The sequence below is a fragment of the Oceanimonas sp. CAM02 genome (assembly GCF_032842915.1).
Taxonomy (GTDB): Bacteria; Pseudomonadota; Gammaproteobacteria; order Enterobacterales; family Aeromonadaceae; genus Oceanimonas; species Oceanimonas smirnovii.
The window spans coordinates 42,537-59,152 of the sequence record NZ_JAWJBK010000027.1; the positions used below are offsets into that span (position 1 = coordinate 42,537).

At 54.9% G+C, this 16,616-nt stretch carries 22 protein-coding genes; 10 read left to right on the plus strand and 12 right to left on the minus strand.

The window, feature by feature from the left end:
• Positions 1–4 precede the first annotated feature (4 nt).
• Genes R0I78_RS09055 through R0I78_RS09100 form a run of 10 tightly spaced genes read right to left on the minus strand, consistent with a single transcriptional unit; the run spans position 5 to position 6,672 of the window.
• Complete coding sequence (locus tag R0I78_RS09055) at positions 5–280, minus strand: HPr family phosphocarrier protein (RefSeq protein ID WP_019935052.1); 276 nt, start codon at positions 278–280, stop codon at positions 5–7.
• Entirely contained in the window at positions 267–1,133 is an 867-nt protein-coding gene (gene rapZ / locus R0I78_RS09060) for an RNase adapter RapZ (RefSeq protein ID WP_317075114.1), read from the minus strand. Before rapZ ends, R0I78_RS09055 begins: the two co-directional genes overlap by 14 nt.
• A gap of 10 nt (positions 1,134–1,143) precedes the next feature.
• Complete coding sequence (ptsN, locus tag R0I78_RS09065; RefSeq protein WP_019935050.1) at positions 1,144–1,590, minus strand: PTS IIA-like nitrogen regulatory protein PtsN; 447 nt, start codon at positions 1,588–1,590, stop codon at positions 1,144–1,146.
• 2 nt (positions 1,591–1,592) lie between these two features.
• A complete protein-coding gene (hpf, locus tag R0I78_RS09070; protein ID WP_019935049.1) occupies positions 1,593–1,880 on the minus strand; it encodes a ribosome hibernation promoting factor in 288 nt (95 codons plus the stop codon).
• Positions 1,881–1,904: 24 nt separating this feature from the next.
• Positions 1,905–3,341, minus strand: a complete 1,437-nt coding sequence (locus R0I78_RS09075) for an RNA polymerase factor sigma-54 (RefSeq protein ID WP_019935048.1) — start codon at positions 3,339–3,341, stop codon at positions 1,905–1,907.
• A 43-nt stretch (positions 3,342–3,384) separates the two neighbouring features.
• A complete protein-coding gene (lptB, locus tag R0I78_RS09080) occupies positions 3,385–4,110 on the minus strand; it encodes an LPS export ABC transporter ATP-binding protein (protein ID WP_317075115.1) in 726 nt (241 codons plus the stop codon).
• Position 4,111: 1 nt separating this feature from the next.
• The gene (lptA, locus tag R0I78_RS09085) at positions 4,112–4,633 is read right to left on the minus strand and encodes a lipopolysaccharide transport periplasmic protein LptA (RefSeq protein ID WP_317075116.1); all 522 of its coding nucleotides are present in this window, start codon (positions 4,631–4,633) and stop codon (positions 4,112–4,114) included.
• Positions 4,602–5,150, minus strand: coding sequence for an LPS export ABC transporter periplasmic protein LptC (lptC, locus tag R0I78_RS09090; protein WP_019935045.1), 549 nt, complete (start codon positions 5,148–5,150; stop codon positions 4,602–4,604). The genes lptA and lptC overlap by 32 nt, the downstream gene beginning before the upstream one ends.
• Complete coding sequence (kdsC, locus tag R0I78_RS09095; RefSeq protein WP_317075125.1) at positions 5,147–5,701, minus strand: 3-deoxy-manno-octulosonate-8-phosphatase KdsC; 555 nt, start codon at positions 5,699–5,701, stop codon at positions 5,147–5,149. Before kdsC ends, lptC begins: the two co-directional genes overlap by 4 nt.
• The gene (locus R0I78_RS09100; protein WP_317075117.1) at positions 5,698–6,672 is read right to left on the minus strand and encodes a KpsF/GutQ family sugar-phosphate isomerase; all 975 of its coding nucleotides are present in this window, start codon (positions 6,670–6,672) and stop codon (positions 5,698–5,700) included. Before R0I78_RS09100 ends, kdsC begins: the two co-directional genes overlap by 4 nt.
• 174 nt (positions 6,673–6,846) lie before the next feature.
• Here R0I78_RS09100 and mlaF point away from each other — a divergent pair, with 174 nt between their 5' ends.
• Genes mlaF through murA form a run of 7 tightly spaced genes read left to right on the plus strand, consistent with a single transcriptional unit; the run spans position 6,847 to position 11,354 of the window.
• Positions 6,847–7,647, plus strand: a complete 801-nt coding sequence (gene mlaF / locus R0I78_RS09105) for a phospholipid ABC transporter ATP-binding protein MlaF (protein WP_317075118.1) — start codon at positions 6,847–6,849, stop codon at positions 7,645–7,647.
• Positions 7,637–8,416 carry a lipid asymmetry maintenance ABC transporter permease subunit MlaE gene (gene mlaE / locus R0I78_RS09110; protein ID WP_019935041.1) on the plus strand — a complete coding sequence of 260 codons (780 nt, stop codon included), beginning with the start codon at positions 7,637–7,639 and terminating at the stop codon, positions 8,414–8,416. Before mlaF ends, mlaE begins: the two co-directional genes overlap by 11 nt.
• A 7-nt stretch (positions 8,417–8,423) precedes the next feature.
• Positions 8,424–8,897, plus strand: a complete 474-nt coding sequence (gene mlaD, locus R0I78_RS09115; RefSeq protein ID WP_317075119.1) for an outer membrane lipid asymmetry maintenance protein MlaD — start codon at positions 8,424–8,426, stop codon at positions 8,895–8,897.
• Between the two features lie 22 nt (positions 8,898–8,919).
• A complete protein-coding gene (gene mlaC, locus R0I78_RS09120) occupies positions 8,920–9,555 on the plus strand; it encodes a phospholipid-binding protein MlaC (RefSeq protein ID WP_410506577.1) in 636 nt (211 codons plus the stop codon).
• Complete coding sequence (locus tag R0I78_RS09125) at positions 9,552–9,839, plus strand: lipid asymmetry maintenance protein MlaB (protein WP_019935038.1); 288 nt, start codon at positions 9,552–9,554, stop codon at positions 9,837–9,839. The genes mlaC and R0I78_RS09125 overlap by 4 nt, the downstream gene beginning before the upstream one ends.
• Positions 9,823–10,083, plus strand: coding sequence for a BolA family protein (locus R0I78_RS09130; RefSeq protein ID WP_019935037.1), 261 nt, complete (start codon positions 9,823–9,825; stop codon positions 10,081–10,083). The genes R0I78_RS09125 and R0I78_RS09130 overlap by 17 nt, the downstream gene beginning before the upstream one ends.
• An 11-nt stretch (positions 10,084–10,094) precedes the next feature.
• A complete protein-coding gene (gene murA, locus R0I78_RS09135; protein WP_019935036.1) occupies positions 10,095–11,354 on the plus strand; it encodes a UDP-N-acetylglucosamine 1-carboxyvinyltransferase in 1,260 nt (419 codons plus the stop codon).
• Between the two features lie 129 nt (positions 11,355–11,483).
• Here murA and degS read toward each other — a convergent pair whose 3' ends face one another.
• A complete protein-coding gene (gene degS, locus R0I78_RS09140; protein ID WP_026344835.1) occupies positions 11,484–12,581 on the minus strand; it encodes an outer membrane-stress sensor serine endopeptidase DegS in 1,098 nt (365 codons plus the stop codon).
• Positions 12,582–12,675: 94 nt separating this feature from the next.
• Positions 12,676–14,034 (minus strand): Do family serine endopeptidase, encoded by a 1,359-nt coding sequence (locus R0I78_RS09145; protein WP_317075121.1) that lies wholly within the window; start codon positions 14,032–14,034, stop codon positions 12,676–12,678.
• A 208-nt stretch (positions 14,035–14,242) separates the two neighbouring features.
• On the opposite strand from R0I78_RS09145, the gene zapE reads away from it, so the two are divergent.
• The 3 genes from zapE to rpsI all read left to right on the plus strand — a co-directional run bounded on the left by zapE (position 14,243) and on the right by rpsI (position 16,431).
• Positions 14,243–15,343, plus strand: a complete 1,101-nt coding sequence (gene zapE / locus R0I78_RS09150) for a cell division protein ZapE (protein WP_317075122.1) — start codon at positions 14,243–14,245, stop codon at positions 15,341–15,343.
• Positions 15,344–15,594: 251 nt separating this feature from the next.
• Positions 15,595–16,023 (plus strand): 50S ribosomal protein L13, encoded by a 429-nt coding sequence (gene rplM / locus R0I78_RS09155; protein WP_019935032.1) that lies wholly within the window; start codon positions 15,595–15,597, stop codon positions 16,021–16,023.
• Positions 16,024–16,038: 15 nt separating this feature from the next.
• Positions 16,039–16,431 (plus strand): 30S ribosomal protein S9, encoded by a 393-nt coding sequence (rpsI, locus tag R0I78_RS09160; protein WP_019935031.1) that lies wholly within the window; start codon positions 16,039–16,041, stop codon positions 16,429–16,431.
• Positions 16,432–16,616: the final 185 nt, after the last annotated feature.

Sequence of the window (16,616 nt, forward strand, 5' to 3'; positions counted from 1 at the left end):
CGAATTATTCCGATTCGTTAAAGCGTGCCGCCACCAGCTGCTCTACCGCATTCAGGGCGGCTTCGGCTTCCGGCCCTTCTGCCATCACCCTGATGGCCTGTCCCTGAGCGGTTTCCAGCATCAGCAGGCCCATCACGCTGTTGGCGGGAGCCTGTTTCTGCTGATTGCAGACGGTAACTTCAGCATCAAACTGCTGAGTAAGTTGCACCAGTTGTATGGCAGCCCGGGCGTGTAATCCGAGCTTGTTGACGATTTTCAGATCCCGTTCAATTTTCGGCATGGCGCTTTTCCAGCGTGCGGTGGCGCAGTTGCACACTCTTGCCCATCTGGCTAAACACCCTTGCCAGCTGCTCGGCGATAAATACAGAACGGTGCTGTCCGCCGGTACAGCCGATGGAGACGGTGACATAGCTGCGATTATTACGCTCCAGATGAGGCATCCAGGTGATCAGCAGATTTTCCAGCTGCCACAGGTATTTCATGACTTCCGGCTGACTGCTGAGGTAGTCGGCCACCGGCTGATCCTTACCTGTGTAAGGACGCAGCTCGGCAATCCAATGAGGATTGGGCAGAAAGCGGGCATCAAACACAAAGTCAGCATCTTTGGAAACGCCATATTTGTAACCAAAAGACTCAAATACCCAGTTCAGCTCTTTTTCTTTTTTGCCAAGAATACGCTCGCGAATAATTTCGCTGAGATCGTGAATGCTTAAGCTTGAGGTGTCGATACGCAGATCCGCATCGGAAGACAAGGGGGCCAGCAGATGAGTTTCTTCGCGAATGGCCTCATCCAGAGTCAGGCTGTGGCGCGAGAGAGGGTGCAGTCGCCGCGTATCGCCAAAGCGGCGGATCAATACTGCGTTTTCGGCATCAATAAAGAAACTGGATACCTGCACCTCGTCCATGGCCCGCACTTCGGCCAGAAAGGCTTCCAGCTTATCGGGGCTGTCGGGCAGGTTGCGCACATCTATACTCACCGCAACCGCGCCGGGCCGGTTCTGGCGCAGGCGGACCAGCTCAGGCAGTAACTCAACCGGCAGGTTATCGACGCAGTAGTGACCCAGATCTTCAAGCACCCGCAGGGCGACGGTTTTACCGGACCCGGAACGACCACTCACAATCACCAGCTGCATATAGGCTCCTTCAGGCAGAAATCATGATTTGATAAAGCTCTTCGTCACTGCCGGCCTGACGCAGCTGCCGGCAAATCTGTTTGTTGCTGAGCTTTTCAGCAATTAAGGACAGCGTTTTCAGATGTTGTTTACATTCCTGCTCCGGCACCAGCAGCGCAAACACCAGACCAACCGGCTGATTGTCGATGGCATCAAATTCTACCGGTTCGGCAAAAGTCAGCAGTACCGCGGTCGCCTTGTTGTCATTGCCAATACGACCATGAGGTATGGCAATGCCATTACCGATGCCGGTAGTGCCCATCTTTTCACGGGCCAGCAAACAGTCAAAAAGCGGCTGGCTGCCGATATTCAAATGTTCGGCAGCCAGCTCGCTGATAATTTCCAGAGCACGCTTCTTGCTCGTGCAGGGAACTGCACTGCGCGTGCAGTCCCTGCTTAGTATGTCGGCGACTTCCATGGTTACTTTTGCTTGAGCTTCTCTTTGTGTTTGATGATCTGACGATCCAGCTTGTCAATGAGTCCGTCGATGGCGGCATACATATTTTCATGCTGGGCGTTGGCAAACAGCTCACCACCACTGACGTGCAGTTTGGCTTCGGCAATTTGCTGCATTTTTTCTACATTAAGGATGACGTGCACATTGGTAATGTGGTCGAAGTGGCGCTCCAGCCGGGTAAACTTGCTATTAACATAGTCACGCAGTGCATCTGTGATTTCTACATGGTGTCCGGTCAGGTTAATTTGCATAACGTCTTCCTTCTGTCGTTGCCTTTAAACCAGGCGTTTACGCTGATTGGAAGGGGGGATGGCCAGTGACTCCCTGTACTTGGCGATGGTACGCCTGGCCACCTTAATCCCCTGCTCGGCCAGCAACTGAGCAATCTTACTGTCACTCAGCGGCTTGGCCGGGTTTTCTGCTCCGACCAGCTTTTTGATCAGAGCACGAATTGCCGTGGATGAACATTCACCACCATCGTCGGTGCCCACATGACTGGAGAAGAAATACTTAAGCTCAAACACGCCCCGGGGCGAGTGCAGAAACTTTTGTGTGGTCACGCGTGAGATGGTGGACTCATGCATCTCTACTGCCTCGGCCACATGGTTCAGCACCATGGGCTTCATGGCCTCTTCTCCATACTCAAAGAATGCCTGTTGTTGTTCAACAATACAATTGGCAACCTTGAGCAGCGTCTCATTTCGGCTGTCGAGACTTTTAAGGAACCACTTGGCATCCTGCAGATGATTACGAATAAACTGGCCGTCTTCACTATTGCGGGGCTTGTCGGCAAGTGCGGCATAGGTCTGATTCAGGCGTACCTTGGGCATGGCCTCCGGGTTGAGTTCCACGACCCAGGCACCGTTGCGTTTGGTGACCACCACATCCGGAATAACATATTCGGAGCTGCCCTGAATAATGCTGCTGCCGGGGCGGGGTTCAAGCTGCTGGATCAGATTCAGAACTTCTCTCAGCTCGTCTTCTTTCAGCCTGGTCTTGCGCTGCAGAGTACGGTAGTCGCGGTTACCCAGCAGATCCATGTGCTGTTCCAGCAGCAACCGGGCTTCTGCCAGCCAGGGGGTGCTGGCGGGAAACTGGTCGAGCTGAATACACAGGCATTCCTGCACGCTGCGGGCAGCTACGCCGATGGGATCGAAATGCTGAATGCGTTTGAGCACGGCTTCTACTTCGTCGGCTTCAATGCCCAGCTCGTCGGCCGAGGCTGCAGCTAACAGTTCGTCAATATCGGCGGTGAGATAGCCTGCATCGTCCACGGCATCGATAATCGCAAGGGCAATGGCCTGATCGGTATCACTGAAGGGAGTCAGGTTCATTTGCCAGATCAGGTAATCCTGCAGCGTTTCGGTGGTTTCTCCCTGATAGACATTATCTTCCAGCCCTTCCGGCAGACCGGCACCACCACTGACCGGAGAGGCGGTATAAACTTCCTCCCAGCTGGTGTCCATGGGCAGCTCTTCAGAAAGCTGATTACGTTCCATGGCGCTGTCTGCGGCAATTTGCTCCTCGTTGCGATTATCCTCAACCCTGATACTGTCCGGCTCCTCCTGCTCCAGCAGCGGATTACTGTCCAGTGCCTGCTGAATTTCCTGCTGCAGCTCAAGGCTGGACAGCTGCAGCAGACGAATGGCCTGTTGCAGCTGAGGGGTCATGGTCAGTTGCTGGCCAAGGCGTAACTGAAGAGTCGGCTTCATGTATGCTAACGTCCTTCCATATCAACCGCGCGAAGCGGTGCCTTCAGAGGCTGAATTGTTCACCAAGATAGACTTTCTTGACCTGCTCATTGGCCAGGATTTCAGCTGGTGTGCCAGCAGCAATACGGTGCCCGTGGCTGACAATATAGGCCTTTTCACATACATCCAGCGTCTCACGCACATTGTGATCGGTGATCAGTACGCCCAGGCCTCGATCTTTCAGATGTAATATAATTTTCTTAATATCAAGCACAGAGATGGGATCAACGCCGGCAAAAGGTTCATCAAGCAGAATAAAGCGCGGATCTGCCGCCAGTGCCCGGGCAATTTCCACCCGCCGGCGTTCACCACCGGACAGACTCATACCGAGACTGTCACGAATATGGACAATATTGAACTCTTCCAGCAGCTGTTCCATTTTTTCGTTACGGCCGTCGGCGTTCAGATCCTTGCGGGTCTGCAGTACGGCCATCAGGTTATCGGCCACGCTCAGGCGGCGAAAAATGGACGCTTCCTGAGGCAGATAGCCAATGCCGGCGCGGGCCCGCACATGCATAGGCTCATGGCTGATGTCATTGTCGTCTATGGTGATGCTGCCTGCATCCCGCTGCACCAGGCCTACAATCATGTAAAAGGAAGTGGTTTTGCCGGCACCGTTGGGGCCGAGCAATCCCACTATCTGGCCCGTATTTACCGTCAGGCTGACATCTGCCACTACCTTGCGGCCTTTGTAGCTTTTCTGCAGCCCGCGTGCTTTAAGTCTGGCCATGTCAGTCGTTACTCTGGTTGTCGAAATTCTGCACCTGCTCCGGCAGAAAGATGGTGGTTACCCTGTCTTTGCCGCCCTGGCTCTCGGCTTCCATTTGTTCCTTGTCGATAAAGTAGCGGATACGGTAGCCGGTAACGATGTTATCGTCCTGCTTAAGCTCCGCCTCCCGGATCAGGGTGATGGTGCGGGCCGCCATGTCATAGTGAATTTCCCGTGCCTGTGCCTGTACCGGCTTGCCGTTATTGAGCACTTGCCGGTAAGTAGCCGGATTGCCCCTGGCGGTCATGGACTGCAGCCCCTGCTCATTGCGGATCACGACCAGTTCACTGGCACGCACATCTATGCTGCCCTGTTTCACCACTACATTATCGGTAAAGGTCACCTTGTTTTCGGCCAGCTCCACCAGCTGGCGGCCAGCGTCTATGGTAACCGGCTGACGATAGTCACTGTCTTTGGCCTGCACCTGACCCAGGCCCAGCAGGCCGCCAAGACTAAGGATTAAAGTAAGTTGCCCGGGTTTCATTCAGTAGTTCCACCGTTTGTTGATCAAGCTTGCCCAGCAGGCCTGTGCCTTGCGCCTGATACTGCGAGCTTTCCAGTCTTACTGTCTGATCGGAACGCAGCCTGTTGTTAATAAAATCCATCTCCAGATATTCGGTGGTCAGGGTTTCCACCAGCGCATCCGGTTGCAGCCCTTTGCCCACTACATTGCTGGTCAGCACCGCATTATCGCCGGTGTTGATGGTGCCGTTATCACCGCTGAGACGCCATTGCGGCTGGCCGTCAGGAGAATAAAGCAAGATAACAGGTTTTTTCATCAGGGTCATGGAGAGGGACTCGTAGTACTCTGCCTGCTCCGCTTCCATGCCGCGATAGGGCAGCCCCTGTCGGTTGTACTGTATGCTGCTGAGGTTCGTTGCCACAAAATCGGGCTGAAAATCCTGTTCGTTTACCATGATGGTCTGATCGTTGCGAAACCATTGCCAGGTGATCAGCGCGGCCACAAACAGACCGGCAAATATCCAGGTCTGACGGTTCATACGCTCATGCCCTCAGCCTGTGCCAGTATGCCTTGAGCATCCAGCAACAGATCGCACAATTCACGGACGGCACCGTGTCCGCCGGTGGTGCGGGTAATGTAGCCAGCGCGCCGCAGCACCAGCGGATGCGCATCGGCCACTGCCACCCCCAGCCCGCAGTCCTGCATCACCGGCAGATCCACCACGTCATCGCCGATATAGGCCACCTGTTGTGCTGTCAGCTGCAGGTGATCAAGCAGCTCACCATAGCTGCGCAGTTTATCACTCTGACCCTGATAGATATGGCGCACACCCAATGCGTTCATGCGATCCGTGACGATGCGTGAGTTGCGTCCGGTGATCACCGCCACCTCGATGCCGGCGTTAAGCAGTGCCTTGATACCAAAGCCGTCACGGGTGGAAAAACTCTTGTATTCCTCACCGTCATTGCCCAGATAAATCATGCCGTCAGACAGCACGCCGTCCACATCACAGATCAGCAGGCGAATTTGTTTAAGTTGCTGCCAGATCTCCTGGCTGATATCACCATAAAGGGTCTGCACTGTCATCAGATCACTCCTGCGCGTAACAAGTCGTGCATATTAAAGGCACCGATAGGACGCTGCTGTTCATCCAATACCAGCAGACCACTGATTTTTTTCTCTTCCATCAGGTTAACGGCTTCTGCTGCCAGCATGCCCGGAGGAACCGTCGTGCAGCCTTTGGTCATCACCTGCTCGATGCGGGTGTTGTGTACATCCACTTTTTGATCAAGGGTCCGGCGCAGATCACCATCAGTATAGATGCCAGCCAGCCGGCCCTGATCATCGACGACGGCAGTAAAGCCCATACCAGTGCGGCCAATTTCCAGCAGTGCTTCTATCACCAGAGTATGCAGGCCCACACTGGGTACCTTGTCTTCCTTGTGCATGATGTCGGCCACCCGCAGCAGCAGCCGCTTACCCAGGGCTCCGCCGGGATGGCTGAGGGCAAAGTCGTCGGCAGTAAAGCCACGGGCTTCAAGCAGCGCGACCGCCAATGCATCGCCCATGGCCAGGGCCGCCGTGGTACTGGCGGTGGGAGCCAGCCCGAGCGGGCAGGCTTCCTGCTCGACGCGAGTACACAAATGTACATCTGCCTCCCGGGCCATGGTGGATTCAGGCTTGCCGGTCATGCAGATGAGTTTAAGACCACGCCGGCGCAGCACCGGCAACAGTGCGATAATTTCCTCGCTTTCGCCGGAGTTGGACAGCGCCAGCACCACATCCTTGCTGTCTATCATACCCAGATCACCATGGCTGGCTTCTCCCGGGTGAACATAAAAAGCAGGAGTGCCGGTACTGGCCAGGGTAGCAGCGATTTTATTGGCAATATGGCCTGATTTTCCCATGCCGGTGACAATGACCTTGCCGGGACATTCAAACATCAGCCGGCAGGCCTTGTTAAAAGATTCATCCAGATATTGAGAAAGGCCCTCCAGGGCTGCCTTTTCAATATCCAGAACACGTTGGGCAGTGGTGCGATAATCAAATTCAGCTGACATGAGGTTCTCCGCATTAAGGCCGCGACATTATAGAAAAGCCGGGGCCGAGAAGCGACCGGCTTGGTGCATTTGCCCGAGGGCTGCTCTGGTCAGAGGGTGGCGCAAATCGGTGTGCTGTAGTTGCTGATAGTCAGCCGAACTCATACAATCACTTCTTTTTTGCGGGGACATAGCGTGAGTCAAAGCCTTGTTGAAATAAGGGATCTTTGCTTCAGCCGTGGTGATCGACCTCTTTATGAGGGCATCAGCATGGACATTCCGCGTGGAAAGATCACCGCCATTATGGGCCCCAGCGGCATTGGCAAGACCACACTGCTGCGCCTGATTGGCGGCCAGATCAAGCCCGACAGCGGCAAAATACTCTTTGATGGTGCATCCATTCCTGCTCTGGGCCGCAAGCAGTTGTACGACGTACGTCGCCGTATGGGCATGTTGTTTCAGAGCGGAGCGCTGTTTACCGGTATGTCAGTATTTGACAATGTGGCTTTTCCGCTGCGTGAGCATAGCGGTCTGCCGGAAGCCATTATTCATACGTTAGTCATGATGAAGCTGGAAGCGGTCGGCTTACGTGGTGCGGCCGCGTTATTTCCGGCGGAGCTGTCGGGAGGCATGGCCCGGCGCGCGGCGCTGGCCCGGAGTATAGCGCTGGATCCCGAGTTGATTATGTACGATGAGCCTTTTGCCGGCCAGGATCCCATCAGTATGGGCGTACTGGTTCGGCTGATAGCTTCACTGAACCGTGCCCAGCAGCTGACCTCTGTGGTGGTAACTCATGATGTGGGTGAAGTGATGAGCATTGCCGATTACGCCTACATTATTGCCAATAAAAAGGTAATCGCAGCGGGAACGCCGGCAGAGCTGAAAGCGCATCAGGATCCGCAGGTGATCCAGTTTTTGCAAGGCGAAGCTGACGGCCCGGTACCCTTTCATTATCCGGCACCGGATTACAGGGAGTCACTTGCTTATGCTGACTGATACGATTGGTCGTCTGGGCCGCAATGGCGTATCGGCGCTGACGGCGTTAGGGCGCAGTGGCTTTATGCTGACGCATGCGTTGGTGGGCAAGCCAGAGCCCAGAAAACATTTTCCACTTCTGATACAGCAATTACATGTGGTCGGTGTTCAGTCGGTGCTGATTATTCTGGTATCCGGACTGTTCATCGGCATGGTGCTGGCGCTGCAGGGGTATAACGTGCTGGTGGACTTTGGTGCCGAGGGCAGCCTGGGGCAGCTGGTGTCACTATCGCTGCTGCGGGAGCTGGGACCGGTGGTGACGGCGTTGCTGTTTGCCGGTCGTGCCGGCTCGGCACTGACTGCCGAGCTGGGCCTGATGAAAGCCACCGAGCAGCTGTCCAGCCTGGAAATGATGGGAGTGGATCCGCTGCGCCGGGTAGTGGCCCCCCGTTTCTGGGCGGGGGTCATCAGCATGCCCTTGTTGGCATTTATGTTTAATATCGTGGGTATCTGGGGGGCCAAACTGGTTGGGGTTGACTGGCTGGGCGTTGATGCCGGCGGCTTCTGGTCCACCATGCAGGCAGCCGTCGACTGGCAGGACGATATTATGCAGGGCTTTATTAAAAGTCTGGTGTTTGCACTGGTGGTGACCTGGATTGCGTTGTTTAACGGCCATGATGCCAGGCCGACGGCAGCAGGGATCAGTCAGGCAACCACCCGCACTGTGGTTCATTCTTCTCTGGCGGTACTGGGGCTCGATTTTGTGCTGACCGCCATTATGTTCGGGTAACTTAATAATGAAATACAGCAAACTGGAATTCAGCGTCGGCTGCTTTATGCTGGCCGGCATCGGTGCCTTGCTGCTGCTGGCCTTCAAGGTGGCGGGCGTCAGTGTTAATGGCCAGAGCGAAACCTATACCCTCTATGCCCGTTTTGACAACATAGGCGGCCTGAAAGTGCGCTCACCCATCAAGGTGGGTGGTGTGGTGGTAGGCCGGGTGGCCGGTATTCGCCTGGATGCAGAGAGTCAGGTACCGGTGGTAACGCTGGCGGTTAATAAGGATGCCGGTGAATTTTCCGAAAGCAGCACCGCATCGATTCTGACTTCAGGTCTGCTGGGAGAGCAGTATCTGGGCATTACGCCCGGCTTTGCTGATGAAGACATGGGTATCGGCATGCTGGAAAATGGCGATACCATTACTGATACTCAGTCTGCTCTGGTACTGGAAGAGTTAATCGGCAAGTTTATCTATTCCATCGGTAAAGACTGAACCGGTAGTTCACTGAGGAGGAATCATGAAAAAAGTACTGATGTCCTGTTTGCTGGTCATCACCAGCTTGTTAACCATGCCTGCCATGGCAAATACGGATCCCTATCAGCTGGTGGAACAAGTGGCACAGCGCACCTTTGATCGGCTGAAACAGGAGCAGAGCAAAATTGCTGCTGATCCTGAGCACCTGCGGACCATAGTGCGGGAAGATATGTTGCCGGCAGTCGATGTGCGTTACTCCGCCTTTCGCGTTATCGGTGGCCAGCTCAAGAACACGACTTCCGAACAGCGCGAAGAGTTCGTCAAAGCCTTCAGTGATTATCTGGTGGTGACTTACGCCGATGCGCTGGCTGCTTACAAAGAGCAGACCGTCAATATTGGCACCGGCAGTACCTCTGCCGAAGAAACCCTGGCTACAGTACCTGTCACCGTACAGGAGCCGAACAAGCCTGAAATCAAGCTGGAGTTCAAGCTGCGCAAGAACAAGCGCACCGGCGAATGGAAAGTATTTGATATGATTGCTGAAGGTATCAGCCTGCTGTCGGCCAAACAATCTGAACTCAGTGGTCTTATTCGTCAGAAGGGTATTGAGGCCGTGAGTGAGCAGCTGCGAGAGCTGACCCGGAAGCCGGTGACGCCGCTGGAAACCGGACAATGAAACTGAGCCGCCCGCTGACCCGCGAACAGGTGCCGGCCTGGTGGGCAGAGCGTGATACCCTGTTTGCCGATAGTCAGGCAGATTTGAGTGCAGTAGAACGCATTGATTCCACCGGGCTGGCGTTGCTGGTGCAATGGAGCCAGCAGCTCGCTGCTCAAAATAAGCGTCTTGCGTTGCTCTCACCGCCGAAGGAGTTTTATCCTCTGGCCGATTTATACGGGGTAGGCAGTCTGTTTGACCTGCCCGATAACGATTCACGGAGTCCACATGGATCTGAAGAATGAAGTAGAGCGCCGGCTGCGTGATGCGCTGGAGCTGGACGAGCTGCATGTAAAAAATGATGGTGACCACTTTCAGGTGATTGCCGTTGCCGATATGTTTGCCGAGATGAGCCGGGTGAAGCGCCAGCAGGCCATTAACGGCCCGCTGATGGACCTGATTGCCCAAAATGCCATTCATGCCCTGAGTGTGAAAACCTTTACTCCCGAGCAGTGGGCCCGGGAGCGTAAATTTATAATGCCGTCCTGACAGGAGCGCGAATGGACAAGTTCAGAATTCAGGGGCCCTGCCGGCTGGCCGGCGAGGTGACCATCTCCGGTGCCAAAAACGCCGCCCTGCCCATCCTTTTCGGCACCCTGCTGTGTGATGAAGCCATCCACCTTTCTAATGTACCCAGACTGAAAGATGTGGATACCACCCTCAAGCTGCTGGCGTCCATGGGCGTGGATGTGCAGGTGAACGGCGGTGTTACCGTGCTGGCCGGTGGCGTAAACAGCCATATTGCTCCCTATGAGCTGGTGCGCACCATGCGTGCGTCCATTCTGGCGCTGGGGCCGCTGGTGGCCAAGTTTGGCAAGGCTGATGTGTCTTTGCCCGGTGGTTGTGCCATTGGTGCCCGCCCGGTCAACCTGCATATTCACGGCCTTGAGCAAATGGGTGCAAAGATCAGGGTCGAGGACGGCTATATCAAGGCCCGGGTTGATGGCCGGCTTAAAGGTGCCCATATTCTGATGGACATGGTCAGTGTGACCGGCACTGAAAACCTGCTGATGGCAGCAGTGCTGGCAGACGGCCGTACCATTATTGAAAACGCCGCCCGTGAGCCGGAAGTGGTGGACCTGGCCAACTTTCTCAATGCACTGGGTGCCAACATTCAGGGCATTGGGCAGGATACCCTGATCATTGATGGTGTTGAGGCCTTGCACGGCGGTAATTACAGTGTGCAGCCCGACCGCATTGAGACCGGCACTTTTCTGGTGGGCGCAGCGGTAACCGGCGGTGATATCACCTGCCGCAATACCGATCCGCATTTGCTGGAAGCGGTATTAGTAAAACTGCGGGAAGCGGGTGCTCTGGTAGAGACCGGTGAAGACTGGGTTCGCCTTGATATGACCGGTCGTACCCTTAAGCCGGTAGATATCAAAACCGCGCCTTATCCGGCCTTTCCTACCGATATGCAGGCTCAGTTTACCGTGCTGAATGCGGTAGCCAAGGGGGTGGGGCAGGTAACCGAAACCATTTTTGAAAACCGTTTTATGCACGTGCCCGAGCTGAACCGTATGGGTGCCAGCATTGAACTGAATGGTAATATGGCCATTTGCGGCGATACCGAGCAGCTGACCGGTGCCACCGTAATGGCCACGGATCTGCGCGCTTCGGCCAGTCTGGTGCTGGCCGGCTTTGTGGCCGAAGGTACCACCATAGTGGATCGCATCTACCACATTGACCGCGGCTATGAAGTGATTGAAGACAAGCTCGAAGCCCTGGGCGGCAACATAGAGCGGATCAAGGGCAACTGAAGCTGGAAGCGAGAAGTCGTTCGAGTGGACTGAAGTGACAATGAAAAGGGAAGACATGCAGTTGTCTTCCCTTTTTCGTTGGCAGCTCACTTTCTTCTAGCTTCTAGCTTCTAGCTTCTAACTTTCTGTTCAGCGCAGTCGCTGAAAGCGTCTGTCTTCTTCAATTTTCACCGGTACTGTCAGCATTTTGCCTTCTCGTAACAGGGTGACGCGAATTTCCGTGCCCGGCCGGGTTTCTGCTATCGTGTCCATGGCCTGGCGGGTATTGACGATTTCCTTACCATCAAGCGCCAGAATTACATCACCGCTGACAATACCGGCCTTGTCTGCCGGCGCATCCGGGCTGACGCTGTCTACATAAATACCAGCCCGCTCTTCCATATTGAGCAGGCGAGCCATTACCGGCGGAATGTCTGCACCGCCAATACCCAGGTAGCCCCTGATCACCCGGCCATTGGTGATTAATTCCTGCATGATACGGGCTGCCAGAGCATAGGGAATGGCAAAACTGATACCATAGCTTTCCTGATGGGCCACGCTCTGAAATGACGCCGTGTTAATGCCTACCAGCTCACCGTAAACATTCACCAGGGCACCGCCCGAGTTGCCCGCATTAATGGCGGCATCGGTCTGCAGCAGATCCTGACGGCCGTTACTGTCCGGACCCATGCTCGACAGGCCGGTGCGGCCGGTGGCGCTGATAATACCCTGAGTAATGGTCTGGCCCACGTTGTAGGGGTTGCCGATGGCCAGCACAATATCGCCCACCTGTGGGTTGATATCGTCACTTTGTGGAATTTCCGGCAAGCGGTCACCGTCGATTTTCAGTACGGCCAGATCCGTGGGAACATCAAAGCCAATGACTCTGGCAGCAATAATACGTCCGTCCTGCAGAGCCACTATGACCTGATCGGCATCGGCAATTACATGATAATTGGTCAGAACAAAGCCACGAGCTGACATAATTACCCCCGAGCCCAGGCCGGTTGCATTCAGGGTGGGGTTGGCGCTGCTGTGCTGAAAGCTGCGAGTATAGATATTGACCACAGCGGGGCCGGCACGGGAGGCCGCATGGGCAAAGCTGGTAACACCGGTTTGCGGATTACGCCACCAGTGTTCGAGAGATTGAGTACGCAGTTGAGGAAATAATAGCAACAGCAACACTGCCATCAGCACGCCATAAAGCGTACCTTGAAGGCAATATCTGATAAAAGTGGCTGGCCGCATGAAATAAGCCGGTGGCTGCTGAATCCGTAAAGCATAACATAAAGCCGTCATGAAGGGAGCCGCCCAGAGACAGACTCCCTTTCATTTCAGTAAGTTATCTTAGTACCAGATAGATGGATGAATTACCACGCTGAATATTCAGCGCCAGCACTTCGGGCTTACCCTCAATAATCTTGCGCAGCTCGCCCAGCTCTTTTACCCGCTGGCGGTTGACGCCGATAATGACGTCACCTTCCTCCAGGCCGGACATGGCCGCCGGTGAGCGGGGAACCACCTCAGTGACGCGCACGCCGCGTACGCTGTCACCACGGTCACTGTTGGCCAGTGAGGCACCTTCGAGCGCCTGATGCAGGGTGTTGGCAGCAACTTTCTGTTCACTGGCTTTGTCCAGCGTGACTTCAACGGTTTTTTCCTTGCCGTCACGGAAAAGGCCCAGTTCCACGGTGCGCTCTGCCCCCATGGTGGCTACCTTGGCGCGCAGTTCACCAAAGGAGCGAATGGGCTTACCGTCCAGACTGATGATAATGTCTCCGGCCTTCAGCCCGGCTTCATCGGCAGCAGAGTCTTCCAGTACCTGACTGACAAAGGCACCGTGCTGACTGCGATAGCCAAAGGTGCGGGCCAGATCGGACGTGAGCTCGCCGCCCATTACACCAAGCACACCCCGGCGTACTTCACCATACTCAAGTATCTGATCTGCCAGGTTCTTCACCATGTTGGCCGGAATGGCAAACCCGATGCCGATATTGCCGCCGCCCGGGCCGAGAATGGCGGTATTGATGCCCACCAGATTTCCTTTGAGATCCAGCAAAGCACCACCGGAGTTACCCGAGTTGATGGCGGCGTCGGTCTGAATAAAGTTTTCCAGGTTTTCTACATTCAGGCCCGTACGCCCCAGCGCGCTGATTACACCGGTGGTCACTGTCTGGCCCAGGCCAAAGGGATTACCGATAGCAATGGCAAAGTCACCTACGCGTAACTGGTCTGAGTCAGCAAAGCTGATTTCTACCAGGTTTTTGGCGTCCACCTTGAGCACGGCAATGTCTGATTCCTTGTCTGCACCGATCAGTTCAGCTTCATATTCCTGGCCGTCGATCAGGGTAATCAAAATCTTGTCAGCATCTTCAACGACATGATTATTGGTGATCACATAACCTTTTTTGGCATCAATAATCACGCCTGAGCCCAGCGCCTGAAAGGGACGTTCCCGCACCTGCTCACCGGGCATGTTTGGGCCAAAAAAGAACCGAAACGGCTCGGGCAGGACCTGACGGCTGACCTTGTTTCCCGATACCGAGATATTGACCACGCCCGGGCTGACCTTCTCCACCACCGGGGCCAGACTGTTGATTTCACTGCCTGCGCCAAAGGGCAGGGCGGCTTGTGCCGCAGGAATGGTGGTCAGGCCCAGGCTCAGGGCCAGGGCGGACAACAGAAGACGTCGACCTTTCATGCATATGCTCCTAACTGTTAACACAATAAATGCCGGAAGTTGTCTGTCAGACTCATGGCGGCAAGGGGAGTTCCGCGCTGGTAACGAAATGCGGTTACCTTCATTAATTGTGCTTTTTGTGTGGAAGATCAAGCCTCTGCCGGCTCATTCTTGCTGCCGTCAACGGTCAGCCATACACTGAAGCCCCTGTATTTACTCCGTGACCGTCATGACTCCCAGCAGCAAATATCAGTCAGATCTGAATCGTCCCGATTTTGTGAAAGATGCCGCCCAGGCGCAGGCCGTTAGTCACCTGCAGCGTCTTTATGATGACCTGACGGCAGCTCCGCCCGTTACCCCCAGGCCCAGTTTGTGGCAGCGGCTGACCGGCAAGACAGAGACGCCGGTTACTGCAGTGCGCGGACTTTATTTCTGGGGGGGAGTAGGCCGGGGCAAAACCTATCTGATGGATACTTTCTACGACTGTCTGCCTTTTGAGCGCAAGCTAAGGGTGCACTTTCACCGTTTTATGGTGCGGGTACACGATGAGCTGAAAAGTCTGAAGGGGCAAGCAGATCCGCTTAAAGTGGTGGCAGAGCGGCTGGCGCGGGATGCCAGGGTGATCTGTTTTGACGAGTTTTTTGTGTCCGACATCACCGATGCCATGATCCTCGGCACCCTGTTCGAATATCTGTTCGGCCATGGGGTGACACTGGTAGCCACCTCCAATATTCCCCCCGATGAGTTGTACCGCAATGGCCTGCAGCGGGCCCGGTTTTTGCCGGCCATTGACCTTATCAAGGCTAACTGCGAAGTGGTCAACGTGGATTCGGGCACTGACTACCGGCTGCGGACCCTGCAGCAGGCTGAGATTTATCACTCGCCACTGGATGCCCAGGCCAGCGCTAACCTTGAACAGTATTTTTCTCAGCTCAGCAATGAGTCCGGACGCTGGGAAACTGAAATAGAAGTGAATCAGCGGCAGTTAAGTGCCGTTGCGGAAGGTGATGGTGTACTTTACATTGACTTTCATGAGCTGTGCTGCACTGCCCGCTCGCAACTGGACTATATCGAGCTGGCCCGTTGCTACCATACGGTTTTACTGGCCAATGTGCAGCCCATGGGGCTCGACAGCGACGATGCTGCCCGGCGCTTTATCGCCATGGTAGATGAATTCTATGAGCGCCACGTGACGCTGATCATGTCGGCAGCGGTGCCTATGGAGCAACTTTATGGGGAAGGACGGCTTAATTTTGAGTTCCGGCGCTGTTTATCCCGGCTGACTGAAATGCAATCACATGAATATCTTGCCAGAGAGCACCTTCCTTAGTCACAATATGCGGCCCCGATCCGAGGCATGGTCGGGAAAAGGGCGGGCGAGCCAGCCGGTTTCAACGGGCATTGAAATTAGCAGGTGATTTTTAAGGCAACTTTACCTATAATCGCCCGGCCCACGTTACACAGCTGCCGATAAGGTGGCATCACAGTAAGCAGACAACTGCTCGAAGGGGCGGAAGGTCTGATCGTGTTTTGCGCATGTGCGCAAGTGTAGGATTCATTTTCAGTAATTTGGGTTCATCCATGAAAACTTTTGTTGCTAAGCCAGAAACCGTTAAGCGTGACTGGTATGTTGTTGATGCAGAGGGCAAAACTCTGGGTCGTCTGGCCACCGAGATTGCCCGCCGCCTGCGCGGTAAGCATAAGCCTGAATACACTCCTCACGTTGACTGCGGTGACTACATCGTGGTTATCAACGCCGAGAAAGTACAGGTAACCGGTAATAAAGCCGAAGACAAGATTTACTACTCTCACACCGGTTTCCCCGGTGGCATCAAGTCCATCAGCTTTGAAAAGCTGATCGAGCGCAAGCCCGAGATGGTTATCGAGTCTGCCGTACGCGGCATGCTGCCTCGCGGCCCCCTGGGTCGTGCCATGTACCGCAAGATGAAAGTCTTTGCGGGCAGCCAGCACAACCATGCTGCGCAACAACCTCAAGTACTGGACATCTAAGGCGGGATTAGGCAAATGGCAGAAACTCAATACTACGGTACCGGCCGTCGCAAAAGCTCCACTGCGCGTGTATTCGTAAAAGCGGGCAGCGGTAACATCGTTATCAACAAGCGTTCACTGGATCAGTATTTCGGTCGCGAAACCGCCCGTATGGTGGTTCGTCAGCCGCTGGAACTGACCGAGCTGAGCGAAAAGCTGGACCTGTACATCACCGTCGCCGGTGGTGGTATCTCAGGCCAGGCTGGTGCCATCCGTCACGGCATTACCCGTGCGCTGATGGAATATGACGAGACCCTGCGCGGTGCCCTGCGCAAGGCCGGCTTCGTGACCCGTGACGCCCGTCGCGTTGAGCGTAAGAAAGTTGGTCTGCACAAGGCGCGTAAGCGTCCCCAGTTCTCCAAGCGTTAATTGGGACTGCAGTCTTGTATATCAAAAAGCCCGGTTTATCCGGGCTTTTTTGTTTGCCCAGCGAAGCTGGCAAACCCGTCAGGTTGAAAGAAACCTGAATCACCCTGACTGAGGGGAAGATAATCCGAATGGCAAGGGCGCTGCGGGCCAACGGCAGGGTCTGAAGGAAGCCATAGGAAGTCAGA